This is a genomic window from Chryseobacterium sp. Chry.R1 (genome assembly GCF_039645525.1).
Classification (GTDB): Bacteria; Bacteroidota; Bacteroidia; order Flavobacteriales; family Weeksellaceae; genus Chryseobacterium; species Chryseobacterium proteolyticum.
The window spans coordinates 1,885,593-1,910,572 of sequence record NZ_CP151793.1 but is presented as its reverse complement, the minus strand read 5'-3'; the positions used below and the strand labels follow the sequence as shown (position 1 = coordinate 1,910,572).

The 24,980-nt window shown below is 37.2% G+C and carries 19 protein-coding genes; 10 read left to right on the top strand and 9 right to left on the bottom strand.

Going from position 1 to position 24,980, the window contains the following annotated elements:
• Positions 1-13: 13 nt before the first annotated feature.
• Positions 14-1,018 carry an LLM class flavin-dependent oxidoreductase gene (locus tag AAEU33_RS08780; RefSeq protein WP_172280299.1) on the bottom strand — a complete coding sequence of 335 codons (1,005 nt, stop codon included), beginning with the start codon at positions 1,016-1,018 and terminating at the stop codon, positions 14-16.
• A gap of 382 nt (positions 1,019-1,400) precedes the next feature.
• On the opposite strand from AAEU33_RS08780, the gene AAEU33_RS08775 reads away from it, so the two are divergent.
• Positions 1,401-2,249, top strand: a complete 849-nt coding sequence (locus tag AAEU33_RS08775) for a M12 family metallopeptidase (protein ID WP_345992107.1) — start codon at positions 1,401-1,403, stop codon at positions 2,247-2,249.
• Positions 2,250-2,281: 32 nt separating this feature from the next.
• Here the strand turns inward: AAEU33_RS08775 and AAEU33_RS08770 are convergent, their stop codons facing one another.
• Complete coding sequence (locus AAEU33_RS08770; protein WP_345992105.1) at positions 2,282-4,408, bottom strand: helix-turn-helix domain-containing protein; 2,127 nt, start codon at positions 4,406-4,408, stop codon at positions 2,282-2,284.
• 161 nt (positions 4,409-4,569) lie between these two features.
• Between AAEU33_RS08770 and AAEU33_RS08765 the strand changes: the two genes are divergently transcribed.
• On the top strand, positions 4,570-4,938 hold the full coding sequence (locus AAEU33_RS08765) for a hypothetical protein (protein WP_345992103.1): 369 nt from the start codon (positions 4,570-4,572) through the stop codon (positions 4,936-4,938).
• 96 nt (positions 4,939-5,034) lie between these two features.
• Here the strand turns inward: AAEU33_RS08765 and AAEU33_RS08760 are convergent, their stop codons facing one another.
• A complete protein-coding gene (locus tag AAEU33_RS08760) occupies positions 5,035-5,550 on the bottom strand; it encodes a gamma carbonic anhydrase family protein (RefSeq protein ID WP_273649313.1) in 516 nt (171 codons plus the stop codon).
• Positions 5,551-5,702: 152 nt separating this feature from the next.
• Here AAEU33_RS08760 and AAEU33_RS08755 point away from each other — a divergent pair, with 152 nt between their 5' ends.
• The 3 genes from AAEU33_RS08755 to hemH are packed head-to-tail and all read left to right on the top strand — an operon-like array spanning position 5,703 to position 8,160.
• The gene (locus AAEU33_RS08755; RefSeq protein ID WP_345992101.1) at positions 5,703-6,581 is read left to right on the top strand and encodes a NifU family protein; all 879 of its coding nucleotides are present in this window, start codon (positions 5,703-5,705) and stop codon (positions 6,579-6,581) included.
• A 3-nt stretch (positions 6,582-6,584) separates the two neighbouring features.
• On the top strand, positions 6,585-7,115 hold the full coding sequence (locus tag AAEU33_RS08750) for an NAD(P)H-dependent oxidoreductase (RefSeq protein ID WP_345992099.1): 531 nt from the start codon (positions 6,585-6,587) through the stop codon (positions 7,113-7,115).
• Positions 7,116-7,125: 10 nt separating this feature from the next.
• Positions 7,126-8,160, top strand: a complete 1,035-nt coding sequence (gene hemH, locus AAEU33_RS08745; RefSeq protein WP_345992097.1) for a ferrochelatase — start codon at positions 7,126-7,128, stop codon at positions 8,158-8,160.
• 74 nt (positions 8,161-8,234) lie between these two features.
• On the opposite strand, the gene AAEU33_RS08740 is transcribed toward hemH, so the two are convergent.
• Together AAEU33_RS08740 and AAEU33_RS08735 are read right to left on the bottom strand one after the other, a co-directional pair.
• Complete coding sequence (locus tag AAEU33_RS08740; protein ID WP_345992095.1) at positions 8,235-10,214, bottom strand: M4 family metallopeptidase; 1,980 nt, start codon at positions 10,212-10,214, stop codon at positions 8,235-8,237.
• Positions 10,215-10,586: 372 nt separating this feature from the next.
• Positions 10,587-11,798 (bottom strand): type IX secretion system plug protein domain-containing protein, encoded by a 1,212-nt coding sequence (locus AAEU33_RS08735; RefSeq protein ID WP_345992092.1) that lies wholly within the window; start codon positions 11,796-11,798, stop codon positions 10,587-10,589.
• A gap of 72 nt (positions 11,799-11,870) precedes the next feature.
• Here AAEU33_RS08735 and AAEU33_RS08730 point away from each other — a divergent pair, with 72 nt between their 5' ends.
• A complete protein-coding gene (locus AAEU33_RS08730; RefSeq protein WP_345992090.1) occupies positions 11,871-12,509 on the top strand; it encodes an MBL fold metallo-hydrolase in 639 nt (212 codons plus the stop codon).
• Between the two features lie 98 nt (positions 12,510-12,607).
• Here AAEU33_RS08730 and AAEU33_RS08725 read toward each other — a convergent pair whose 3' ends face one another.
• The 3 genes from AAEU33_RS08725 to AAEU33_RS08715 are packed head-to-tail and all read right to left on the bottom strand — an operon-like array spanning position 12,608 to position 17,779.
• Entirely contained in the window at positions 12,608-15,052 is a 2,445-nt protein-coding gene (locus AAEU33_RS08725) for a TonB-dependent receptor (protein WP_345992088.1), read from the bottom strand.
• A 17-nt stretch (positions 15,053-15,069) separates the two neighbouring features.
• Positions 15,070-16,548: a trehalase family glycosidase gene (locus AAEU33_RS08720; protein WP_345992086.1), complete on the bottom strand. Its 1,479-nt coding sequence runs from the start codon at positions 16,546-16,548 to the stop codon at positions 15,070-15,072.
• Between the two features lies 1 nt (position 16,549).
• Positions 16,550-17,779, bottom strand: coding sequence for an MFS transporter (locus tag AAEU33_RS08715; RefSeq protein ID WP_345992084.1), 1,230 nt, complete (start codon positions 17,777-17,779; stop codon positions 16,550-16,552).
• Positions 17,780-17,902: 123 nt separating this feature from the next.
• Between AAEU33_RS08715 and AAEU33_RS08710 the strand changes: the two genes are divergently transcribed.
• Positions 17,903-18,802, top strand: a complete 900-nt coding sequence (locus tag AAEU33_RS08710; protein ID WP_345992082.1) for an AraC family transcriptional regulator — start codon at positions 17,903-17,905, stop codon at positions 18,800-18,802.
• A 131-nt stretch (positions 18,803-18,933) separates the two neighbouring features.
• Here AAEU33_RS08710 and AAEU33_RS08705 read toward each other — a convergent pair whose 3' ends face one another.
• Complete coding sequence (locus tag AAEU33_RS08705) at positions 18,934-19,488, bottom strand: thioredoxin family protein (protein WP_345992080.1); 555 nt, start codon at positions 19,486-19,488, stop codon at positions 18,934-18,936.
• 165 nt (positions 19,489-19,653) lie between these two features.
• Between AAEU33_RS08705 and AAEU33_RS08700 the strand changes: the two genes are divergently transcribed.
• The 3 genes from AAEU33_RS08700 to AAEU33_RS08690 all read left to right on the top strand — a co-directional run bounded on the left by AAEU33_RS08700 (position 19,654) and on the right by AAEU33_RS08690 (position 24,976).
• Positions 19,654-20,250, top strand: a complete 597-nt coding sequence (locus tag AAEU33_RS08700; RefSeq protein WP_172280330.1) for a TetR/AcrR family transcriptional regulator — start codon at positions 19,654-19,656, stop codon at positions 20,248-20,250.
• Between the two features lie 352 nt (positions 20,251-20,602).
• Positions 20,603-21,763: an efflux RND transporter periplasmic adaptor subunit gene (locus AAEU33_RS08695; protein ID WP_172280332.1), complete on the top strand. Its 1,161-nt coding sequence runs from the start codon at positions 20,603-20,605 to the stop codon at positions 21,761-21,763.
• Positions 21,764-21,805: 42 nt separating this feature from the next.
• Positions 21,806-24,976 carry an efflux RND transporter permease subunit gene (locus tag AAEU33_RS08690; protein WP_273649332.1) on the top strand — a complete coding sequence of 1,057 codons (3,171 nt, stop codon included), beginning with the start codon at positions 21,806-21,808 and terminating at the stop codon, positions 24,974-24,976.
• The last annotated feature ends 4 nt before the right edge of the window (positions 24,977-24,980 follow it).

Sequence of the window (24,980 nt, the reverse complement as noted above, 5' to 3'; positions counted from 1 at the left end):
TATAAATGGTTTGTTATTTTATGATTAAAGAGTCCATAGCTTTCCTGAAAATCCCGTAAGAATCAAGTCTTTTCTGATGATCATAAATATGAGAATTGATGATAAGCTCGTCTACATTGAATTTTTCCTGGAAGTCTTTTAATTTTTTTTCAATTTCAGATTGATCCCCGATAAAACTGTATCTCAATTTCTGTAGCACAGCCGATTTTTCCATAGGCGACCATATATCATCCATATCCGCCACAGGAGGAGCAAATGGCTTTCTATCGTTTCTGATAATATTAAGAAATGCCTGAAATAATGTGGTAGAAAGCTGATGAGCCTCTTCTGAAGTTTCTGCGGCAGTTCCATTCACACAGGCCATAATATAAGGCTTGTCAAGCTGTTTGGATGGCTCAAAATGTTCTCTGTATATACTGAAAGCCATTTCCATCTGTTCAGGGGCAAAATGTCCCGCAAAAGCATATGGAAGACCCAATTCTGCTGCAAGCCACGCACTGTCAGTACTCGAACCCAGGATATACAATGGAATATCCAGTCCCTCACCAGGAATCGCACGAACTAAAGAGTTGGAATTTTCTTTGGAAAAATATCTTTGCAGTTCCAGAATCTGTCTGGGAAATTGTTCGTTGATAATTGCAGGATTCCTTCCTAGTGCCTGGGCGGTAATGCCATCCGTTCCGGGAGCCCTTCCAAGCCCAAGATCAATTCTGCCCGGGAATAAAGACTCAAGTGTCCCGAATTGTTCGGCGATGACCAGTGAACTGTGATTGGGAAGCATAACCCCTCCCGACCCTACTCTTATTTTTTGGGTTCCATTTGCAATGAAACCAATAAGAACAGAGGTCGCCGAACTGGCTATGCTTGCCATATTATGGTGTTCTGCCAGCCAAAATCTTTTATAATTGATATTTTCAGCATAATTTGCCAGGGACAGACTGTCCTGAAAGGTATCGTGGATGCTTTTTCCCTGCTTTACCGGAGCAAGATCCAAAACAGATATTTCAAAATTTTTCATAGATTATCATTATTTTCTAAAGAAGATCTGAAACCTCCTTTGCCAATTTCGTAATTATAAAATTGAGATTTAAAAACATACAAATTTACCACATAAAAACTGCATTAGTTACTTTTTGTAATTGATAAGTCTGATGACCTATTTCAGGCAAAAACTATTAAAAAATCCTTATCCGGACCTCTTATGGATTTTCTAGAAATGAGATCGAAAAATACTTTTCCAAATCCCCTTTTTAAAAGTCTGTAGCATCAAAAAAATCAACAATAAGTAAAATTTATACTGCATCCATACAAATAAATCATATATAAGAGAAATAAAATATTAAATTTGTATATGATCCTATCATATTGGATCATAGTTTAATACCACAAAAAATATTATTATGAAAAAACGATTTGAAAAAACATTCTTAAGCAGAATGTTAACCAAAAGAAATCTATGGATCAGCCTGATTGTTGCCTTGATTCTGACATCATGCAGTAAAAACAATGAAGAAATGATGACGGAAGCACAAACTGATGCTTTCAATTCAGCTAACATTAAACAGGGCAAATTAGGAGGACAGGCTATTACCTACGAGAGAAAGAATGGAATGAATTTTTTCCAGGGAGACATCGTGTTATCCGATAAACAACTAGCAGAAGATAATTCTGCAAATAAAGGTGGAGCAACTTTGTCAAGGTGGCCGAATGGCAAAATTTATTATACCGTAGCCAGCAATATGGGGTCTATTAATGCAAATAAGATTACTTCTGCAGTCAATGAGTATAATACAAAAACCAATACCCAATGGATTCCCCGTACCAATCAATCCAATTATGTAGAATTTATTTTCGGAAGCTCTTCCGGATATGACGGGTGGGCCCATATCGGATACCAGGGAGGTAAACAAAACATCTCATTGGATCAGAATATTTCTACGGCATCAGTGATCCATGAAATGGGACATACTGTAGGGCTTTATCATGAGCACTGCCGTAAAGACCGGGATCAATATGTAAGCATCCAATGGGATAATATCCAGAGCGGACAAGCTTATAATTTCAATATTTATAATTCGGGAACAGATATCGGGCCTTTCAATATTAATTCAGTGATGATGTACTGGCCAACCTCGTATTCTAAAAATGGATTACCTACCATTAAAAAAGCGGATAATACCAATTTCACCTACAACAGGACAGGCTTTACGACAGGAGACATCAATACGATCAATGCAATGTATCCTTAATTTTCAATATACTATAGACAGGAAAAGAATTCTTAGGAATTCTTTTCCTTTTTGTAATTATAGTGGTTGATCAGAATTCTTATCTCATTAAATTCAAAATCATTCGGCAAAGCATTCTTCCATTCCGTCAATGTCTCGTGCGGTTTCTGGTAAAATTCTTTTTCAAAAGCTTTAATCTTATCTGAAGTAATGACTCTGGAGATATCCAGTAAACCCTGTTCTGCAAATTTCGCCAGGTGCCCGATAACGGTTTCTTTTACAAGCCCTCTTTCCAGTGAGATTTCACCAATTGTTTTTCCTTGCTCAAATAGTTGAAAGGTAAGCACCTGAGATGGAACTTTGGCAATTTTCAGGCTGACCTCCTGGTTGTTTTTCTCATCCAGAAGTTTAGTATCCAGCAAATGAATATCTTTCAGGCTATTCAGGTATTCTTCAATATCTTCCAGCCAGTCTTTAAATTCTTCGTTATATTGCTTAAGCCCTTTTGCTCCTTTTATTTCAGCATAAAAATCTTTCAAAGGATTAAAAACCTTGTCGCGTATCTCGGTAAAAAAGAAATTAACAGCCCCTTTTGCCTTATTTTCAATTTCAGACCATTCCTCTTTCTTATCAAGAAGAAGCTCTATTTTTTGAGTTAATACCCTTTCCAGTTTTCCAAAAATCTTTCCAAGCTGAACAATTTCATGCTTTAGCTGAAGATAGAGCTGGTTGGTTTTTACATGATCAATATTTTTTGTTGCGACAGACAGCTTATTCCATTCTTCAACTTCTTTCAGAAACCATAAACTATCAATTGTACGAAGCACTTTTTTAATACTGTAATCGTATTTTTCTCTATTTAAAATATCTTCTACATGATCATTAGCAAAAGTGTCGCCCTGGAATTGAAGTATCCTCGTATCTTTAAATATGACTTCAGGAGTAATTTTTGATTTTAAAACAATCCCCTCCAACGTCCTGCATCGTGATAATGCAACATACACCTGACCTGCCGTAAAACTTTTCCCGGCATCAATAATTACCTTATCAAAGGTTAATCCCTGGCTTTTGTGAATGGTAACTGCCCATGCCAGTTTTATAGGAAATTGCTCAAAGCTTCCTAAAACCTCCTCTTTAATATTTTTATCAGTATCCAGGAAATATTTCTTCTGTTCCCATACTTCTCTTTTGACAACGATTTCTCTTTCACTTCCTTCTAAAGCTACACGAATCTCATTTTCATCCAGTCCCACAATTTCCCCGAGCTTTCCATTAAAATATTTCTTCTCAGGAGAAATATCATTTCTGATAAACATAATCTGAGCTCCCATCTTCAGCTCCAGAAACTGATCATTCGGAAACTGGTTTTCTTTAAATTCCCCAAAGAGTTTCGCTTCATAAGTGCTGGGATCAACTTTTATTTCTGCGAGTTTTTTCTGATTGATCTCATCTGCCATTTTATTGTGAGAACACAAATAAACGTATGAATCCTGTCCCGTTTCGAAATCGGGGTCATACCTCTCATTAAGATGTTCAAAATCAATATTGGCGATATCGCCATCCCGGATAGCATTAAGGATTTCCAGGAATTCCTGATCGGACTGACGGTAGACTTTTGTCAATTCAATAGTAATCAAAGGAATTTCCTTGATTGCAAGGCTATCGAAAAAGAAAGGAGACTGATAATACATCTTCAGGATATGTTCATCTCTTACCACCGGCGGAAGCTGATACAAGTCTCCAATGAACAGCATCTGAACCCCTCCGAATCTTTGATTATTTCTTCTGACAAATCTTAAGGAAAAGTCCATCATGTCCAGGACATCAGCCCTGAGCATCGAGACCTCATCGATGATGATAATTTCTATTTCCCTTAAAAGCTTGAGTTTATCCTTACGGTACTTAAAATGAGGCATCAGATCAGCAATATTATTTGCTAAACTTCCATCGATTCTTTCTGTGGTAGGTAAAAATGTTCGTAATGGCAGCCCAAACATGGAATGAATGGTAACTCCACCTGCATTAATGGCAGCAATCCCTGTAGGTGCTATCACAATGTGCTTCTTCTTGGTCTTTTTTACAAAATCATTCAGAAAAGTTGTTTTACCTGTTCCTGCTTTTCCAGTGAGGAAAACACTTCTGTTGGTGTGCTCTATTATGTCAAAAAAATGATTGTTCATCGTCTTCAAAATTACGGAAAATGAATTTGAAATCCTTCTTGTGGCATAACTTTTGAGTTCGTTTTTTAAAGATAAAAACTAATATGGGAAAAGTACCTGCGAAGATTTCTGTGATATCACTATGTATAACAATGGCTTTGGCTTCTTGTGGCACAAAAAATATGACAGATAATTTACCTAAAGATATTTCAGAAAGACCCGCTGATGAAAACAGCAAGAAATATGATGAAGTTCAATTGGAAAAAGCAAAAGCAGTAGTAGAATCAGAAATTGCCAAGGAAAAATGCAGTAATCCTGATGACTGGAAAATAGCACCGATGGGAGCAAAAGCTTGTGGTGGTCCTAAATTTTACATTGCTTATCCTAAAGTTTCAGAAGAGCAGATTTTACCTTTAATAGAAGGCTACAATAAGAAAGAAGCAGAGTTTAATACCAAATACGGGATTACTTCGGATTGTTCTGTAATTGCAGAACCCAAGGGCATAAAATGCAAGAATGGAAAAGCCGAGCTCATATTTGAAGGACAATAAAACAATATTTTTATATACACGAACAGGAGTTTTTACTAAGGATAAAAAAATGCTCTGTCATCTGACAGAGCATTTTTTTATATCATATTTTTAATCTTATCCCTTATACCATGAGGAATACTTTACATAATTATCGGCAATCCTGTTAACCTCTCCTTCAAGCAACTGGGAGGAAATATCTTTTATTTTCCTGGCCGGTACACCACCCCATACTTCTCCGGATTTAATATGCGTTCCCTGAGTAACAACCGATCCTGCACCAATTATTGAATTTTCTTCCACAAGGCAGTCATCCATCACAATTGCTCCCATTCCGATCAGAACGTTATCCTGAACCGTACATCCGTGCACAATGGCGTTATGCCCTATAGAAACGTTATTTCCTATAACCAGTGGATACTTTTCATATGTACAGTGTAGCATGACGTTATCCTGGACATTTACCTTATCCCCCATTTTTATGTAGTTAACATCTCCCCGTATTACTGCATTATACCATACGCTGCATTCTTTTCCCATAGTAACATCTCCAATGATAGTTGCCGTTTCTGCCAGAAAAGTATTTTCCCCTATTTGTGGTGCTTTGCCCAAAAGTTCTTTTATAAGTGCCATATTGTTAATTTGATATTTTGAAAATGAGTAACTTCTGAAATCAGGTGAAGCAATCACTATTTTTAAATTACAGTGATAGCAAAAATCTAACTTCTTCCTTCTCCCTCCTAATTTCTAATTGCGTATTTTTGTATCTCAAATTTAACGAAAAAATGCGTAAGATACTTATAGAGCCAACAGAAAACCCAAAAGTGATGAAATTTGTTGCTGATTACAATTTGATTCCCGGGTCTCTTGAATTGGACAGAAGTTCAGATATTTCAGAAATTCCTATTGCCCAGGAACTTTTCAACTATCCTTTTGTAGAGAGAATTTTCATTACGGCTAATTTTGTGGCTGTTGCAAAACAAGATACTGTAGAGTGGGAGCATGTTGCTGAAAGTCTGAAAAATGTAATTGAAGATGAATTGCTTGCTAACCCAAGGGTTTACCTTCAGAAGAAAAAGGAAATGTATCAGATCTATGCAGAGATGACTCCTAATCCTAATGTGATGAAATTTGTTTCCAGCAAATTATTACTGGATGGTTTTGTAGAGGTTAAATCAAGAACTGAAGTTGATGGAGTTCCTTTAGCTCAGGCTATCTTTAAGGAATTTGATTTTGCTAAAGAAGTATTTATCTCTGATAATTTCGTTGCAGTAACAAGAAACGATTCTGTAGAATGGCATCAGGTTATGATGGCTGTACGCGGGCTTATTGCTGAATATCTTCAGAACGGAGGTGAAATTTCAAACCTTGAACCTCAGAAGCACGAGAATCCGGTAGAAAAAATCATCAACAGGGATTATACGGATGATGAACAGAAAATCTCTGATATATTAAATGAATACGTTGCACCGGCAGTGGAAAATGATGGCGGGAAAATTTCATTAATGGAATATGACGAAGCCAACAAAACAGCGAAAATGCTATTACAGGGTGCATGTTCAGGATGTCCAAGCTCTACGGCTACCCTAAAAAACGGGATCGAAAATATTTTAAAGCAATTCGTTCCTGATTTGGTCGAAAGAGTGGAAGCTGTAAATGGATAATTGATGTCTGGAGGAAAGAAAATCGTAGTAATCATTGGTAGTGCCACAAAGAACTCCAGTAATTGGAAACTTATACAGTACGCCATTAAAACGAGCAGCATTGATTTCGAGATTTACGACGATCTTTCCATTTTTCCTCATTTTGACACGCAACTAACGGATCATAATACACCTGTAGAAATTTTAAAGATCAGAGAAGATATTAAAGGTTCTGCAGGTGTATTATTTTCTACACCGGAATATATTTTCAGCATTCCAAGCAGATTAAAAAACCTTCTGGAATGGTGTGTATCCACTACGATCTTTTCTGAAAAACCTGTGGCTGTTATTACAGCTTCGGCTCAGGGAGAAAAAGCACATGCAGAACTTTTACTGATTTTAAGAACACTCGGTGCTGCAACGGAGAGTGATCATCAACTCCTTATAAAAGGGATCAAAAGTAAATTTGATGAAAATGGTAACATTGAAAATAATACCTTTGCGATGATATCAAATTTGATGATCAGTTTCGAAAACTCTATTTTTCATAATTAAAATAAAAAAATTGGCTAAAAAAGGAATTTTACTTGTAAATCTTGGTTCTCCCAAATCTACAGCTGTAAACGATGTAAAGGAATATCTTGATGAGTTTTTAATGGACGAAAGGGTTATAGATTATCGCTGGATTTTCAGAGCTCTCCTTGTGCGTGGTATTATACTCAATACAAGACCGGCCAAATCTGCTGAAGCTTACAAAACCGTTTGGACAGATGAGGGTTCACCATTGATAGTGATCACTGAGAAGATCCAGAAGAAGTTACAGAAGCTGGTTGATGTTCCTGTGGAAATCGGAATGCGATATGCACAGCCGAGTATCGAAGCCGGGATTCAAAAACTGGTTGATCAGGGCGTTTCCGAAATTGTTCTTTTCCCATTGTATCCTCAATATGCTATGAGTACAACGGAAACGGTTATTGAAAAAGCAGAAGAAGTAAGAAAGAAAACTTTCCCAACTGTAAAGATCAATTATATCCAGCCTTTTTACGATAGAGATATTTATATCAACTGCCTAGCAGAAAGTATCAAGGAAAAGCTTCCTGAAAATTTCGATGCCTTACAGTTTTCATATCATGGAGTTCCGGAAAGACATATCTATAAAACAGACCCTTCCCACACGTGTAAGATCGATGATTCCAACTGCATTAACAGTACAATAGAAGCCCATAATGCCCGTTGCTACAGACATCAGTGCTATAAGACCACTGAAACTGTTATTGCAAAAATGGGATTACCCAAAGAAAAAACCATTGTTTCATTTCAGTCCAGACTGGGAAAGGATAAGTGGATAGAACCTTATACCGATGAAACGTTAGAAACAATCCCTAAAAAAGGAGTCAAAAATCTGGCTATTGTTTGCCCGGCATTCGTTTCGGATTGTCTTGAAACCCTGGAAGAAATTTCAGTAGAAGGCAAAGAACAGTTTTTACATGGTGGTGGAGAAAACTTCCATTATATACCCTGTTTAAATGATGAAGATCGATGGATTGAAGTGGTAAAAACGCTATGTGAAGAAAAACTGAATGAGTTTTATCTTGTATAAAATCCCAGATCAATACAATAAAAGAAAGGACATAAGAAATTCTTATGTCCTTTCTGTAATTAAATATATTAAGATTATTTTTTGATTAAATTCCCAGCTTTCTGGCCATTAACCACTACAACATATACTCCAGGAAGCATGGTAGATGGAATCTGTAAACCAAGTTTATTAACCCCGTCTGTAAGCTCTACTTTTTCAGAAATTTCTTTCTTACCTGTTAAGCTTACTACCTCAACAACTCCTTTTCCTGCTTTACCTTCAAATATTACTGTAAATTTATCAGTCGCCGGATTTGGACTAATGGTGTATAGCGAAGTATTTGGCTCAGCAACAGCACGTCCTGCAGAGGAAGTACCACCTCCAACTCCTACGGCATTCCAGGCATTGGTTACCTGAGTAACTTCATTACTACCTGTACCATAAAGATCTGCTGCAGCTTGTAATGAAGAAGTTCTTGCATTGGCATAAGTAGATGAAGAAGTAAGATAAGAAGTCAATGTTCTGTAAGCAATAGCTCCCGCTTTATCCAATCCTATTCCTGAAACATTGTATGCAAAACCGTTATCATTAGTTCCTGAACCACCGGTTACTAACAAGTAATACCAAAAGTTAAGAACTCCTGAATTGGTATGTACTCCACAATAGTCGTTATATCCAGGTAAATTAGGATTTCCCTGAGGAGTACAAGAGCTGCTCGCATCTTTCCAATACGTTCCTTTATACGTATCAGGCTGACGGTAAGCATTAGGATTAGACATATCTCTGATGACATAATTAAAATCTTCTCCTAATTTCCAGCTTGCCTGTGAAGGTCTCGCCCATAATTCTATTGAGTTTCCAAATACATCTGAGAAACCTTCATTTAATGCACCTGACTCCCTTTGATAGGCAAGGTTTGCAGTTTTAGAAGTCATTCCGTGGGTAATTTCGTGCCCACAAACATCCAGAGCAGTTAATGGTAATCCGCCAGTGGTATTAGAGGCGCCATCACCATATGTCATTCTGGATCCGTCCCAAAATGCATTTGTATAATTGGTAGAATAGTGAACATAAGATTTTATAGCAAAATTATTGTTGTCAATACTTTTTCTGTTAAATTTTGTGTATAAGTAATCTAAAGTTGCTTCTGCTCCCCAGTGGGCATCAGTAGCATACTGATCTTTATTGGCATTTACATTATTCCAATTGTTATCAGTATCCGTAAAATCTACAGCAGCAGAATAATTAGTTCCTTTCTTTAAATTATACGTTTCTACAGCAGTCCCAGCACCACTCCCTGCATTTCTTCCGGTTTCTCTCAATCTGTAACTTCCATTATACGAATCTGCAACAATACTTCGGTTTCCGCTATACCCTGTAGTAGCAGTTCCCGGAGCATTCACATCATGAATTATCGCATCAGTTCCCAGGATCTTCCCGTTCTTAGCATCTACAAAAACATACTGTCTGCTAAGAGGCTTTTCCGCATAAATATCAAACTTATAGGCTAATTTCAAATCACGAAGCTTTTCATCAGTAGGATCAGAGTAATAAACCAACTCTGCTTTCGGGGCAAAACTAGCGTTAGGATCATTGGATTCTTTTTTAATAAAATCTTCTTCCTCTTTATTCTGCCATTTGTATGAATCTGCTCCCACAAATGACAATGCACTTTGCAATGCTATATCTTCGGAAATATTTGTACTTTTTTCAAGCTTCTCAGGAACTTTAAGAATCCATTTTCCTGATTCACCCACAATTTTTCCGCCTTTGGTCTGAACAGCTATTGTTCCATATTCAACGGGGATGCTGTTGACAGTTTGTTGAAATCTATGCGTTTCAAATCCCAACCTGTCCTTTTCTGTGCTGAGTTTTTTTGCTTCAGCAGGGATATACCTTTGAGAAGTTTCATCAAACAAAACCGGACTTCCCTGAAAAGAAGGTCCATTTTTATCAAATCTCATAAACTCTGCGTGTAATCCGTTTTTACCAGAAATCAATTTTGACGGTTTGTCTTGCCCAAATACAAAAGAGCAAGCGGCAATACTTGCCACTAAGATAAATTTTGTTTTCATAAAGTATCTGTTAATTGTCTAGCGAATTTATGGACTTTTCACAATAAAAAATCAAAACCAATAAAAAATATTCAACCGATATAAGAAATCGATCAATAAAATATAATTCCCATTTCAAACAAAAGAAAACTAATTAACTATTATTTTAAAACACAACTCACTTTTAATGAATAAATTAAGTTAAAAATCATGATTAAGTGAAATATTTTTTCAATATGCAATGCATATTAATTTATTCAACAAAATCATCCTAGAATTTCATAAAAGTCCCTCTCCTTATGGTGTTATAAAAAAAAGAGCCATCCTGAAGCAGGTAGCTCTTTTTTTTATCCGTTGAGAGGATTGTATATTTTGACTCATTTTAGTGTAAGCCTATTTTCCGATTGGAGTTCTGAATTCTCCATATCCCATCAGACCATCATAATTTCTCCCAAAAGGAGCATAATATAAAAATGCCTGATATAGATTCTCTGTTTGCCAGAAGTTTCCGTTGATTTCACCAAAATTTAAGGTTCCATTACTCTCTTTTGTTGCGAGAATGTAGTTGTAGAAGCCCTGCTTAAGAAAGATCTTCGCCACATATTTCTTAGTTGCAGCATCGTATTGCATTTGATTCAGCTTGCTGGGCATAAAATTATTGAAACCTCCCAATACATAAATTTCCTTGTCTACAGGATCTGAGTCCAAAGAGAAATATACCCATGAATAATCCGCTTCCCTTTCTGCATTTCTCTCAAGTCCCAGGTCATTTCTTCTGAAGTAATAAGCTCCGTTTACATCAGGCTGGTATTGGTAATTCAAAGGAAAAGCCCATACGGGATGCAGGTATGTTTGATTCACTCCGTCTTTTACTTCCGTAGCTCGAACCATGTCAGCAGCCATATTCATGTTTTTATTATCAAAATAATAAAACTCATTATTTCCGGGGAACGTGAGGCTAATCTGTTGGAAAAGTAATTTATTCCCAAGAGTGGAACTGGGCTTCAGATTGTTAACAGCCACATTGGGATTGTTATTCTGCATGACATTCAATGTCATTGAATTTACATTTGACGACAGATCATTTCCTTTTGCTAATGCCTGCACCTCTACCCTTTGATTGATGTTCGGGTTTTTATCGGTGATCCTCGATACATTTAAGGCCAGTGAAACATTGTCTTCAACCAAATAAAATCTTCTTTTAAAAAGAGGTTTATCCGCAGAATCTTTGTACACAATCAGTTCAAAATTTCCGGAGATCTTCGGTTGTATTTTATCATTAGGAAACACTAGTTTATAATGAGTATAAGCCTGAAGCGTATTGAATGAATATTCAAATTTATCCAATAAGCCATTAAGACTTCCATTAGCAATTTCCGTAAAGAAAAGATTATCATCATTCCAGTTGCGGTCATAGTGTTTTATGGTATACCTGTAGATCTCACTGGCATTTGTAAGATCATCAAAACTAAGAACCAATGTCTGATTAAAATTGATCACAGGAGTTTCATCATTGGTTTGAGGATTAAAAAGCTGAATGCTCTGGATGTTCTGTCCGAACACCCATCCCCCTAAAGAAAGTAAAAGTAGTCGCAATGTTTTCATTATGACGAAGATAACGAAAAATCACCACTTTCTTAGGAATATCGTATTTTTGGATAAAAAAACAATCAGAACATGCTGAAGATCCAAGCCTTTGTATTCAACTTTGCAAGCGAAAACACCTACATCTTATATAATGAACATAAAAATGCCTGGTTAATTGATCCGGGAAACATGAATGAGCAGGAAACCAGCCTTATCAGTAATTTCATTAAGGATAACGACTTAAAAATTCAAAAAATACTTCTCACCCATGCCCATATTGACCATGTTTTTGGTTTGCAGTGGGCATATGACACGTTTAACCTTCCCGTACATATGCATCAGCAAGATCAGGAAATTCTGGATATGCTTCAGATGAGCGGAATGAGGTTTGGAATTAATATTGACCCTGTAAAAGTAGAGGTTCAATATATCAATGATGGTGACGAACTGGACTTTGATGGTGAAAAATTCAAAATCTATCATGTTCCCGGGCATTCTCCCGGAAGCATTGTTTTCCACAACGAAAAACAGAAATTCATGATTTCCGGAGATGTTTTGTTTGAAGGAAGTATTGGAAGAACAGATCTGTACAAAGGAAATTACGAACAGCTGATCAACGGAATTAAAACCAAACTTTTTATATTGGATGATGAGACCCAGGTTTTTTCAGGTCACGGAAATCCAACGACTATTGGTTTTGAAAAACAATATAATCCCTTTTTGAAATAAGATTAGCAATACCTTATTTTTCATAGATTTTAGTCATAACACTCAATAAAAAAACCGTCAGACTGGTGTGACGGTTTTTACATATATGAGAAATAGATCTAGAAATCAAATGTTACGGATGCTCTCACTGCAGCACCCATGATCGGTCTTGCCATTCTTATATCTCCGGTTCCTGTAAGCGGAGATCTTGGATCTCCTTCAGTAATACCTATGGTATTGAAAATATTGGTTCCGTCAATTGCAAAACGTATATTACCTAACTGATAGGAGGTTCCTGCCCCTACCTCACTGAATGAAGGCAAAATATTTTTATCACTGTTCGCCTCATCCTGGAAACGCTTTCCATAATAATTATAGCTCACATATGCTCTCCACTGCTTCGTAATATTAACGGCAGGGGAAATATTAAAATAGAATTTGGGAATCCTTCTTACCTGGTTACCATCGTAATCAAATGTTGACCCATCGGCATTTCTTCCTGTGAAATCCTTGTATTTCGGGTTTTGGAAAGTTCCATTGAATGATAATTCCAAAAGGTTATTGAATAATCTGGCAAATCCTTCAAGCTCTACTCCAATGTTTGTTGTATTTGCAAATTTATTTTCTGAAGTTCCGTCAGAATATACGTCCGTAAAAGAAAGGTTTTTCAGAGTTGAATAAAACGGGATAACTCCAATGTCGAATGTACGGGTGTAATACTTATATCCAATTTCCAATTGATTGGTTTGTACCGGTTTGATCTGGCTCAGATCTGCCATATTGTTATAATATGATTCTTCATTAGGAGATCTGAACCCATTTGAGAAGCGGGCATAAACCGCATTTTCTTTATTGATCTTATAGTTGGAAGCTACTGTAAAAGATACTCTGTTAACATCGTAATTCCAGTATTTGTATTTATTTCCCAGTACAGACATATTGTCGTCGGCTGTCGTAGTAGCAAAACTATGAGTTCCATCTGTCGTTAATCCAGAATTATTCAGATTTGCTGTTGTTGTATTTACTCCATATCCTTTATAATAATCACGGCTATAACGAATTCCTCCGTTAAAGCTTAAATTATCTGTAATATTATAATCCAGATTTAAGTAAACATCATTCAAACTTCCCTGGATTTGAGAATCCCTCACAAGAAAAGACATATCTGTAACCCCGTTATAAGTTTTAGAATATCCTACATCAGTAGGGCTCAATGAGGTATCTACCAGATTAAGAAGCTGAGGCCTGTCTGTGGCTGTGGTCAAAATATTGCTCCAGTTCCAGTATTGATGAGACTTCCAGTTTGATTTATAAAATCCGGCCGTTACATTTCCTTTATCAAATTTATAATTGAACTGTAAATCATTGACAAAATTATTCATCTGCTTATCAATCGCCCAGAATCCTAGCTTCTGCACATACTGCGGATTTACAAGAGCCCCGTTGCTTACCAGAGAATATTGATAATTATTTCCGGTAATGCCGTTGCTATTGGCAAAAGCGCCTGCCTGTTGAGGTGCTCCCGCAGGAAATATACCGGTATAATTCATATTGATATTCGTATATCGTGTCTTGTTCAAAACGGTAAAATTGTTTCCAAGATCATATTTGAATTCAGCGCCTACGACATCTACTTTCGGATGAATTCCGTCTTCCAGATTTCTTCTGAAGAAACCTCCTCCGGGCTGTGGAATATTCAGCTGGCTGATGGATCGGTAACTGTATGTCCCGTAATTAGCATCGAAGCCAGGAAATTCTTTCAGGTCATTTCCATTCTGTACTAAAGGAATCGGTAAGAAAAAGGTATTTCTGTCATCAAGTTTCTTATAATACACTTTTGCGTATCCTTTATCAAATACATATTTTAAGTTCATCCTGATCTGTCCCCCGTCATTGGCCTTAAACCCTGTTTTCCTGATTCCGCTGTCCGTTCTGTAAAACCCTCCGATATTAAAGAACAATTTATCCTGTACCAAAGCGCCACCTACGTTTACATCAGTACGCATTAATCCATAAGTACTTGTTTCCAGTTTAGCACTTCCCCGGAAATCATTGGTTCCTTCTCTTGTAATAAAGTTGATTAGCCCACCGGGAGAATTGTTAGCATAAATTGATCCCGAACCTCCTCTTAATGCTTCCAGTCGGTTTACAGAATTGTCAACCCGGAAGAAGTTGTCGGCATTGGCAAACTGCAAAGCTCCATCTTCAAAAACCGGTAATCCATCTTCCTGTACCTGAACAAATTCGTATGCTCCGGCAGAAGGAATTCCTCTTGCGAAAAGGTTATTTCCCACTTCCCCCCCAGAAGTTTCAACAGCAAAACCCGGAACACGCTGCAGCAATGCCGCTGCACTGATAGGATTTTGTTTTTGGATTTCTTTTGCACTGAACGTAGAAATTGCCGTACTTGATTCTATTTTCTTTTTCGGGTTTGCATTACCCGTGATAACTACCTGATCAATAGATCCTGTTCTGGTGGAATCCTTAACCGTTTCCTGTGCATACGCATTATTAAAATATAGCGTAGCGACTCCTGCGAGTAAAAAGATTGATTTTTTTTTCATGCCCATATAGAATTTAATTATTGTTTTAATTTTAAATAGACTCCGTTTGTCCAACCAAATCCATCCTGATTAGGGTACTCTCCTCCTCCGGCTATCGCTTCATTGTCTAATGCATTGTATTTTTCCATAAGTTTACCTGTATTCGCATAAACTCTCTCGACATTAGAGCACCAGTTGTTTTTTATATCATTAGCTAATTGTGCAAATCCATAATTTTTCATCGAAACAAACCCAAGCCATTGGTAAGGTGCCCAGGCATTCGGTAGATCCCATTGTTGGCCGGAACGTTTTGTTGTCGTAACGAGACCGCCTTTGTAAAGGAATTTTTCAGCGATAATTTCGGAAACCGCCTTTGCCTGTTCATCGCTGGCCAGACCTAAAAATAATGGATAAAGAGCAGCAATATGTTCGGACACTGTATTTTTGTGTTTCTTAATATGATAATCTTTGTAAGTCCGGGCATCCTGATCCCAGAAATATGTATCAATTACCTGTCTCCTTTTTGCTGCCCTTTCACTGAAATATTTTTCTTTTTCTTTAAAATGTTTAAGACCTGAAGCTTTCGCCAAAGTTTTTTCAAGATGCCACAAAAGGCAATTAACATCTACCTGCGAGATGTTCAGGGTTTCTATACTTTGTATGGTTTCCCCGTCTGAAAACCATCTGCTGGAAAAATCCCATCCAGACTCACAGCCACTTCTGATGTTTCTGTAGAACTCTTCTCCCGGAGCATTTTCATGATCTTCAATATCGATCAGGTAACTCTCGGGACGGGGCGTATTTTCAGCATCATAATATCTGTTCAGGATATCACCATTGTAGGTTTTCAACACCCTTTTGCTTTGGGTATCATTCTTTAAACCTTCTTCTCCATCCATCCAGAACTCATATTCTTTTTCAAGGGTATCATAATATTCGATATAAACATTTTCATCCCCTGTACTCTCTACAAGCAGATCAAGCATCAATGAAAAGTAAGGGGGCTGCGAACGGCTTAAGAAATGGGTCCTGCTCGCATTAGGAACAAATCCTATATTTCGAATTAAATAAGAACAGTTCTCAACGATATTTTTCATCATTTCAACCCTTCCAGAAACCTGCAATCCAAGCATAATAAAATAACTATCCCAATAAAAAAACTCATTGAACCGCCCTCCCGGAACGATATAAGGTTTTGGAAGCTTTAAAAGTGTTCCTCTTTCTTCATAAGCTGTCCTGGTAAGCTCATCCCATAGTTTTTCTATATGCTGATCAATCGGCAAATGATCCTCCCGTTGGATAGATACTGTGGCACCCAAAAAATCAAAGTTGGAAAGTACAAAAGCTTTAAGATCAAAATCTGGTGCAACTCTTTCCTTTTCATACTTCTCGTTGATTTCTGCGACAGGAAATAAAGGTACTGCATCTGTCATCATCTTTTGATCTTCAAAGATCCTTGATCTTTGGACATCATCAAAAAGTGCCTGAATATCCCTGATATAAAGTTGTGTATTCATTCTATTTTTTAGGGTTTATTTTTAATTTATTCATAATAACAGCTGATATGATCAACAGTGAGAGTGGTATCAATGAAAGATAAAAAGCACGCTGCCCGCTGAATTCCTGAAATACAAAACCGGTGATGATCGAACCTATCGTTCCTCCAATTGCGGAAAAAACAACAATAAGCCCGGACATCGCACTATGTAAATATTTAGGTATGGATGCTAAAATAACAGAATTGATACTCGGGTAGATCGGAGCCAACAGACCTCCCATAAGTGGAAACAGATAGACTACAACCGGGGCATTGAACCATGTTGTACCTGTACTGATTTCAATGTTATGGGTTAGGGGTAAGACAAATAGTAAGCTTATGGCAAAACCTATCACACAAAATGACACAACATAAATCCAGCTGAATTTCTTGGAAAAGAAACCCGATAAAAACCTTCCCAATGCAAATGCTCCGGCTAAAACAGCCCCTGCCTGTATACTCATAGAAGTGGGTAATCTGAGGATCTCCTTATAAAAAGTGGGTGTCCAGGTTTGAAAGCTCTGCTCCACTAAGACAAACAGAAAAGCACACACAAGAAAAAACAATACTTTTTTGTAACTGAATAAGCTTATGCTATTCTTAATATCTCCTAGTAAATCTGTCGTTTCACTTCTGGCTTCCTTCTCATTTAACCTTGAGAAGAATAAAAACAAAAACGACAGAGCAGACAATGCACCCAGGACCCAATATACATTAAGCCAATGTGTCGATCTTGGATTATGATCATCAATAAATAAACTAAAAAGTACATTTCCCGCTAATACACCGATCATGAAAAAGCCTTCTAGAAAACCCATAAAACTGGAATGTTCTTTATCAGTATTGGTCACAAGCCCGATGGATGTAAAAACTGAAATTTTAATCAATGCAAAGGAAACTCCTACAATGGCAAATAACAATTTGAAAAACCAGAATGCATTTGAAAAAGGCATGATAAAGCACATCCCACTAACCAGAAAAAGAGCAATCAGCATGGAATTTTTAATTCCGATTTTGGGTAAGAATGAAGCAAGAATAAAGGAGCAGATAGCAATAGGCAGATCTTTAAAACCCTCCAAAACACTCGCTGAGGATTTTGAAATCCCGAAATTCTGCTGGACCTGCAGGATCACCGTTCCTACTGAGTTCAGAAGAATGGCAAAAACAAAATAGTTTAAAAACAGAATAGCCTTTATGTTGAAATTTCGCATTAAATTAATTTCTTGTTGGCTAAGATAGAAGCATTTGCCTTAACGTTAATTTAACATAGTAAATATATATTTGAACTATATTAATATAATTATTATTTTTATACCATAAATATCATTAATCTAATGAAAGTTAGCTTTGAAAGAGTTTTACCTAATGAGAAAAGCTCCTTTCGCACATTACATAATAACTCCCCCATTTCTGAATTTAAGTGGGAATATCACTACCATCCCGAAATTGAATTGGTGTGCGTAATTTTCGGGAGTGGAACCCGGCACGTAGGCTATCACAAAAGCAATTATTCAAATGGAGATCTGGTACTGATAGGTTCGAATATTCCCCATTCCGGATTTGGTCTGAATTCCATTGATCCGCATGAGGAAATAGTCCTTCAGTTCCGTGAAGAGATATTACAATTCCCTGAACAGGAAATAGAAGCACGCTCTGTTAAAAACTTACTAGAGCTTTCCAAATATGGAATTCATTTCAGCCCGGCTACAAAAAATGCATTACTGCCTAAGCTGAAAAAAATGCTGGAAACTGAAGGCTATAAAAGATATCTGCTTTTGCTTGATATTCTTTTTGATCTTTCTACCCGTAAGGATTATAATCTGCTCAATAAAGAGATTATGCCTTACACAATCATTTCAAAAAATAAGGCCAGGCTTGAAAATATATTCACCTATGTGGAGCATCACTACGATAAGGACATCAATATAGAGGACGTCGCAAAGCTTGCCAATCTTACGCTTCCGGCATTTTGCAATTTCTTCAAAAAAGCTACACAAATTACTTTTACAGAGTTTGTCAACCGTTACCGTATTAACAAAGCCTGCCTGCTGATGGTTCAGGATAAAAGCATTTCGGAATGCTGTTACAGCTGTGGTTTCAACAATGTAACTTATTTTAACAGGATGTTCAAAAAATACACCGAACAAACACCTTCAGAGTTTATCAGGAATTCTTCACATGAGAAGATTGAGAGCGTGGACCCACCTCTAAAAGTAGTTCAGAAATCTTTTTAGATATTTATACTTACACAAATAAAAAAGCCATTCCAAAAAGAAACAGCTTTACTATCTTATTATTATAATAGGTTGAAAAGAAAATATAAAAAATTCAGGTTTGAATTTCAATCTCTATTTCAATTCAATAATTATTTCCATTTAATGTTACATCCCATGCTCGGTCTTTGAATCTCTTCCTGTGGTTCTCCCAACAGAAGGTTTTCAAAAGCAATGATCAGGTCTTCACCTGTAACATCTTTGTGATTTCCAGGTCTTGAATCATCCATCTGACCTCTGTAAACAAGATCCAGTTTATCATCAAAGAAATAAAAATCCGGAGTACATGCTGCATCATAAGCCTTAGCAATACTTTGACTTTCATCATATAAATAAGGAAAATCAAATTTTCTTTCAATCTGGAACTCGATCATTTTTTCAGGAGAATCTGCGGGATACTTTTCAATGTCGTTTGCATTTATAGCTATAAACTCAATCCCCTTTTCCCGATAGTCTTCATACAGCTCATTAATCTTATCGATTACATGCAAAACAAACGGACAATGGTTGCACATAAAGATCACCAACGTTCCTTTTTCTCCTTTCAGATCATCCAATGACTGAATTTCATTACTTTTTGACGGGTTAGGAAGTTCAAAAAACGGAGCTCTTGTTCCTAATGCCAACATATTTGAGGGAGTATTCATATCCTTTATTTCTTTGCCTACAAAGATAAAATTTCTTTTATGATTGGGCAATTCAGGTTTTTATAAAGTTCAGTTAAATGTTAAAATAAAAATATTATTCAATATTATTTGGAAGTTACAAGTTAATATTCGTAGTTTTGCTAACGCTGTTAGTAAAAAAATATCATGGGATTACATGAACGCCGTCAAAGAGAAAAGGAGTCTATCCGTGCAAACATTTTGCAGGAGGCATTCACTTTGGCAAAAACAGAGGGCTGGGCTTCACTTTCCATTAGGAAAATAGCTGACGCGATTGAATACAGTGCTCCGGTTGTTTATGATTACTTTGAAAATAAAGAAGCTATTTTATTTGAGATTTCTTTAAATGGGTTTAAACTTTTACACAAAGAATTGGTAAAAGCTCAGAAAAAATATGACAGTCCTGAAGAGCAGCTTACTGCCATTGTAGATACATATTGGAAATTTGCTTTTAAAAATAAAGAATATTACCAGTTAATGTTTGGATTGGGAATGCAATGCAGTGGTAAAGGGCAAATGAAGGAAGAATTTTCTTCTTTCCAGGATATGATCTACGACTGTACATACAATATTATTAAGAAAAACGGATCTAATCCGGATAATGCATGCCATATGTCACATGCTTTGTTTTCTGCGGTACATGGCTTAATATCAATTATGATGATGCGTAATTCTGATATTCCTGCCACAATGAACAAAACTACCCTGGATGAAACAGTGGCAGCTTTTATTAAGTCTTTGTAAATTTTTTTTGAACCAAACCTTAACACTGTTAGGAAAAATAGCACAATTAAATTAGATTTTTAAACAAAATTAGCATTAAGAACTTCAAAGGATTTAACGATAATACAATCATAAATTCAACCCTGAACATTAACACTGTTAGTAAAATTAACGCGATACACCTCACCTTTATATACTTAAAAACAACATTAAAAACTTTATGATTATGGAAATGACGATCTAATTCTAGTATTAATAATTCTGTAATTTTTTTTAAACTTATCATTAACACCGTTAGAAAAAATAACACGAATTATTAAAAAAAACAACATTATTAAATTTTCAAACGCTTAACAAAACAAATTAAATTTTAATGAAAATACCTGGAACAATGAGGATCTTATTACTTATAACAAGTATTATCCTTTTACAGAACTGCAGTAAGGCCGCAGAAAATTCGAATCAGGCCCCTCCTGCACCAGAATTACCGGTTTATACTGTAATTACTTCTCCAGCTACAACATATCAGGAATTCCCGACTGCATTGGAAGGAAAAAACAATGTGGAAATCAGATCACAGGTGGATGGTTACCTGGATAAAATATATGTAGAAGAAGGAGCCTTCGTAAGAGCAGGCCAGCCCCTGTTCAAAATCGATTCAAGAGCTTATGGTGAACAAATGAATATGGCACAGGCCAATTTACAGGCTGCTAATGCTAATATTCAGAAAGCCAAAGTAGAGGTAGACCGCCTTCAGCCGTTAGTAGCTGCGAAAGTGGTATCTGATGTACAGCTTAAAACAGCAAAAGCCAATTATGCAGCCGCTGTTGCAGCCGCATCACAGGCTCAGGCATCGGTAGGAAATGCGAGAATCAATGTAGGATTTACAACAATCACAGCACCGGTAAGTGGTTATATTGGAAGAATTCCTTATAAAAAAGGAAGTTTAATTTCAAGAACAGATCCAAACCCTTTAACTTTATTATCCGACATCAGCGAAATATATGCGTATTTTTCTCTAAGTGAACTTGATTTTATCGCTTTTCAAAAGAAATACCCGGGTGCGTCTCTGGAAGAAAAACTGAAAAATATGCCGATGGTAGAATTGGTAATCGCTGACAACACCATCTATTCTGAAAAAGGAAAAATGAGCATTGTAGACGGCCAGTTCGATAAAAGTACGGGAGCAATCAGTGTACGTGCGGTATTCCCAAACCCTCAGGGGGCACTAAGAACGGGAAATACCGGAAGAGTGCGTATGCCTCAGCTTCTTACCAATATTGTGGTTATTCCACAAGAATCTACATTTGAGATTCAGGATAAAACATATGTATATGTCGTGGGAAAAGACAAAAAAGTAACGAGCAAACCAATCACTATTTCTGGAAAAACAGAAAGCTATTACTTCATTTCCGACGGAATTTCTGTAGGTGACAAGATTGTATATCAAGGTCTTGGAAGCTTAAAAGATGGTGCTACGATACAACCGAAAGCAGTATCTTCTGACAGCTTGTTCAAATCAAAACCTTTGTAAACACCTGTACCATTACAGAAGACTTAAAAAAATAAACTTCTTATGTTAAAACAATTTATAGAAAGACCAGTGCTCTCTACGGTCATCTCCATAATATTACTATTACTGGGAATACTGTCGGTTTTCAATCTTCCGATTACATTATTTCCGGATATCGCGCCTCCTACCGTTCAGGTAACGGCCTTTTATCCGGGTGCCAATGCGGAAGTGGTAGCACGTTCTGTCGCTGTCCCTATTGAGGAAGCGGTGAACGGGGTTGAAAATATGACCTACATGACTTCCAATTCAAGTAATGACGGATCGATGACTTTGAGCGTTTATTTCAAACAGGGCTCAGATCCTGACAACGCTGCGGTAAACGTTCAGAACAGGGTATCAAAGGCAATGAGCCAGCTTCCTCAGGAAGTGGTTCAGGCCGGAATATCAACTCAGAAAGTACAGAACAGTATGATCATGTTTATGGGATTATCCAGTGATGATCCGAAACAATATGACGAACTGTTTTTACAAAACTACCTTAAGATCAATGTAATTCCACAGATACAACGTATTCCGGGAGTTGCACAGGCACAGGTATTCGGTACACAGGATTATTCCATGCGTATATGGCTGAAACCGGATCGTCTGGCAGCTAATAATTTATCTCCGCAAGAGGTAATGACAGCTATTAAAGATCACAACCTTGAAGCTGCTCCGGGACGTCTTGGCCAGGGAAGTAAGGAAACTTACGAATATATCCTTAAATATAAAGGAAAACTGAACAAGAATGCGGATTATGAAAACATAGCTATTAAGGCAAATGATGATGGTTCCTTCCTGAGATTAAAAGATGTTGCAAGAGTAGAATTCGGCTCTTATACATATACAGCAACCAACAGGGTGGACGGAAAACCTGTAGCAGGTTTCGCAATTTTGCAGACTGCAGGTTCTAACGCGAATGAGATTCTTACTGAAATTGAAAAGCAGGTAGACGAGCTTAAAACTACACTGCCGAAAGGAGTCAATCCAATTATTATGTATAATTCCAAAGACTTCCTGGATGCTTCTATTGATCAGGTGGTGGAAACATTAGTGATTGCGTTTATCCTTGTATTTATCGTAGTTTATATCTTCCTTCAGGATTTCAGATCTACGTTAATCCCGGCGATTGCGGTTCCGGTAGCTATTATTGGTACCTTCTTCTTCCTGCAGTTATTCGGATTCAGTATTAACATGCTTACTCTGTTTGCCTTAATTCTTGCGATTGGTATTGTGGTGGATGATGCCATTGTGGTGGTAGAAGCAGTCCATTCCAAGATGGAACATACAGGAATGCCTGTGGAAAACGCAACGGTAAACTCGATGAGTGAAATTTCAGGAGCGATCATTTCCATTACTTTAGTAATGTGTGCTGTATTTATTCCTGTTGGTTTCATGCAGGGACCTGCTGGGGTCTTCTACAGACAGTTCGCTTTCACCTTGGTAATTGCGATCCTTATTTCAGCTGTAAATGCATTAACATTAAGTCCTGCTTTATGTGCTCTTTTCTTAAAAGATCCACAGGATGGAGAGCATGGTCATGAGAAAAAAGGATTTGGTGCAAAATTCTTCAATGCATTCAATACCAGCTTCAATAACATGACTCAAAAATATATCTATAGCCTTAAATTTTTAATTAAAAATAAATGGGTAGCTGTAGGTGGATTAGCCGTATTAATTGCAGCAAGTGTTATCTTAATTAAAAAGGCACCGTCAGGATTTATTCCAACAGAAGACCAAGGTTTTGTTTTATATGCGGTAAACACTCCTCCGGGAAGTTCATTGGACAGAACCCAACGTGCAACAAAACAAATTGATAAAATCGTAAACGGAGAAAAAGCAACCAACCACTTATGGGTAGCGGATGGAGTAAACTTTATCAGTAATGCAAATGCTTCTCCTTACTCTGCCGGATTTATCAAATTAAAAGATATTGACAAAAGAGGTGATGTAAAAGATCCGGATCAGATTGCTGCCGGGTTAACGGGAAAAGTGAGCCAGGTAAAAGATGCCAGCGCATTCTTCTTTAACTTCCCTACAATTCAAGGTTTCGGTAACGTAAGTGGATTTGAGTTTATGTTACAGGATAAAACCAACGGATCTTTTGAACAGTTGGGAGCTAATACCCAGGCGTTCATTGGTGAGCTGATGAAACGTAAAGAAATTGCATTTGCCTTCACCACTTATGCTGCAGGAAATCCACAATACACTATAGAAGTGGATGCGGATAAAGCAAACCAGCTGGGTGTATCTGTTACGGATCTGATGCAGACCATGCAGATTTATTTCGGTAGTAGCTTCGTTTCGGATTTCAACAGATTCGGTAAGTACTACAGAGTAATGGCACAGGCTGATATTCCTTATCGTACAGACATCAATTCTTTAGAGGGAATTTATGTTAAAAACAAACAGGGAGAAATGGTTCCTACCAAAACATTAGTAACCTTGAAAAGGACTTTCGGGCCGGAAACCGTAACAAGAAATAACTTGTTCAATGCGGTAACCATTAACGGAACTCCAAAACCAGGATACAGTACCGGTGACGCGATTAAAGCTGTGGAAGAAGTCGCTAAACAGTCTCTTCCGCGTGGATATGGATATGAATGGACAGGTATTACCCGTGAAGAGATCAAAACCAGCGGACAAACTGCTTTCATCTTCATGTTGAGTATTTTATTTGTTTACTTCCTATTGGCTGCACAGTATGAAAGCTATATTCTTCCTTTTGCGATTATCCTTACCGTTCCGACGGGGATATTCGGAGTGTTTGCCTTCACAGGGTTAGCGGGAATAGATAATAATATTTATGTACAGGTGGGACTGATCATGCTCGTGGGATTACTGGCGAAAAATGCGATTCTTATTGTAGAATTTGCTGTTCAGAGGAGAAAAGCGGGAAAAACATTGATCGAGTCGGCTCTTCAGGCTTCAAGATTACGTTTAAGACCTATCTTAATGACCTCATTTGCCTTTATCATTGGTATGCTTCCATTGGTTTGGACACAGGGAGCTTCCGCAAAGGGTAACCACTCTATCGGTATCAGTACTGTGGGGGGAATGCTAACCGGAGTAATTTTCGGGATCTTCATTATCCCTGTGATGTATGTGATTTTCCAATATCTGCATGAAAAAATGCCAAGCAGAAAAAAACGCAGACTTCAAAAACAAAATCAGGCTTTAGCGCCAGGTCATTAAGGTC

Excerpts from the sequence above, each read along its gene's own strand:
- AAEU33_RS08690 (WP_273649332.1), top strand. The coding sequence starts at position 21,806 with ATGTTAAAACAATTTATAGAAAGACCAGTGCTCTCTACGGTCATCTCC.
- AAEU33_RS08760 (WP_273649313.1), bottom strand. The coding sequence starts at position 5,550 with ATGGCACTTATAAAAGAACTTTTGGGCAAAGCACCACAAATAGGGGAA.
- AAEU33_RS08715 (WP_345992084.1), bottom strand. The coding sequence starts at position 17,779 with ATGCGAAATTTCAACATAAAGGCTATTCTGTTTTTAAACTATTTTGTT.
- AAEU33_RS08720 (WP_345992086.1), bottom strand. The coding sequence starts at position 16,548 with ATGAATACACAACTTTATATCAGGGATATTCAGGCACTTTTTGATGAT.
- AAEU33_RS08705 (WP_345992080.1), bottom strand. The coding sequence starts at position 19,488 with ATGAATACTCCCTCAAATATGTTGGCATTAGGAACAAGAGCTCCGTTT.
- AAEU33_RS08695 (WP_172280332.1), top strand. The coding sequence starts at position 20,603 with ATGAAAATACCTGGAACAATGAGGATCTTATTACTTATAACAAGTATT.
- AAEU33_RS08730 (WP_345992090.1), top strand. The coding sequence starts at position 11,871 with ATGCTGAAGATCCAAGCCTTTGTATTCAACTTTGCAAGCGAAAACACC.
- AAEU33_RS08770 (WP_345992105.1), bottom strand. The coding sequence starts at position 4,408 with ATGAACAATCATTTTTTTGACATAATAGAGCACACCAACAGAAGTGTT.
- AAEU33_RS08775 (WP_345992107.1), top strand. The coding sequence starts at position 1,401 with ATGAAAAAACGATTTGAAAAAACATTCTTAAGCAGAATGTTAACCAAA.
- AAEU33_RS08735 (WP_345992092.1), bottom strand. The coding sequence starts at position 11,798 with ATGAAAACATTGCGACTACTTTTACTTTCTTTAGGGGGATGGGTGTTC.
- AAEU33_RS08765 (WP_345992103.1), top strand. The coding sequence starts at position 4,570 with ATGACAGATAATTTACCTAAAGATATTTCAGAAAGACCCGCTGATGAA.
- AAEU33_RS08700 (WP_172280330.1), top strand. The coding sequence starts at position 19,654 with ATGGGATTACATGAACGCCGTCAAAGAGAAAAGGAGTCTATCCGTGCA.
- AAEU33_RS08780 (WP_172280299.1), bottom strand. The coding sequence starts at position 1,018 with ATGAAAAATTTTGAAATATCTGTTTTGGATCTTGCTCCGGTAAAGCAG.
- AAEU33_RS08740 (WP_345992095.1), bottom strand. The coding sequence starts at position 10,214 with ATGAAAACAAAATTTATCTTAGTGGCAAGTATTGCCGCTTGCTCTTTT.
- AAEU33_RS08755 (WP_345992101.1), top strand. The coding sequence starts at position 5,703 with ATGCGTAAGATACTTATAGAGCCAACAGAAAACCCAAAAGTGATGAAA.
- AAEU33_RS08710 (WP_345992082.1), top strand. The coding sequence starts at position 17,903 with ATGAAAGTTAGCTTTGAAAGAGTTTTACCTAATGAGAAAAGCTCCTTT.
- AAEU33_RS08750 (WP_345992099.1), top strand. The coding sequence starts at position 6,585 with ATGTCTGGAGGAAAGAAAATCGTAGTAATCATTGGTAGTGCCACAAAG.
- AAEU33_RS08725 (WP_345992088.1), bottom strand. The coding sequence starts at position 15,052 with ATGAAAAAAAAATCAATCTTTTTACTCGCAGGAGTCGCTACGCTATAT.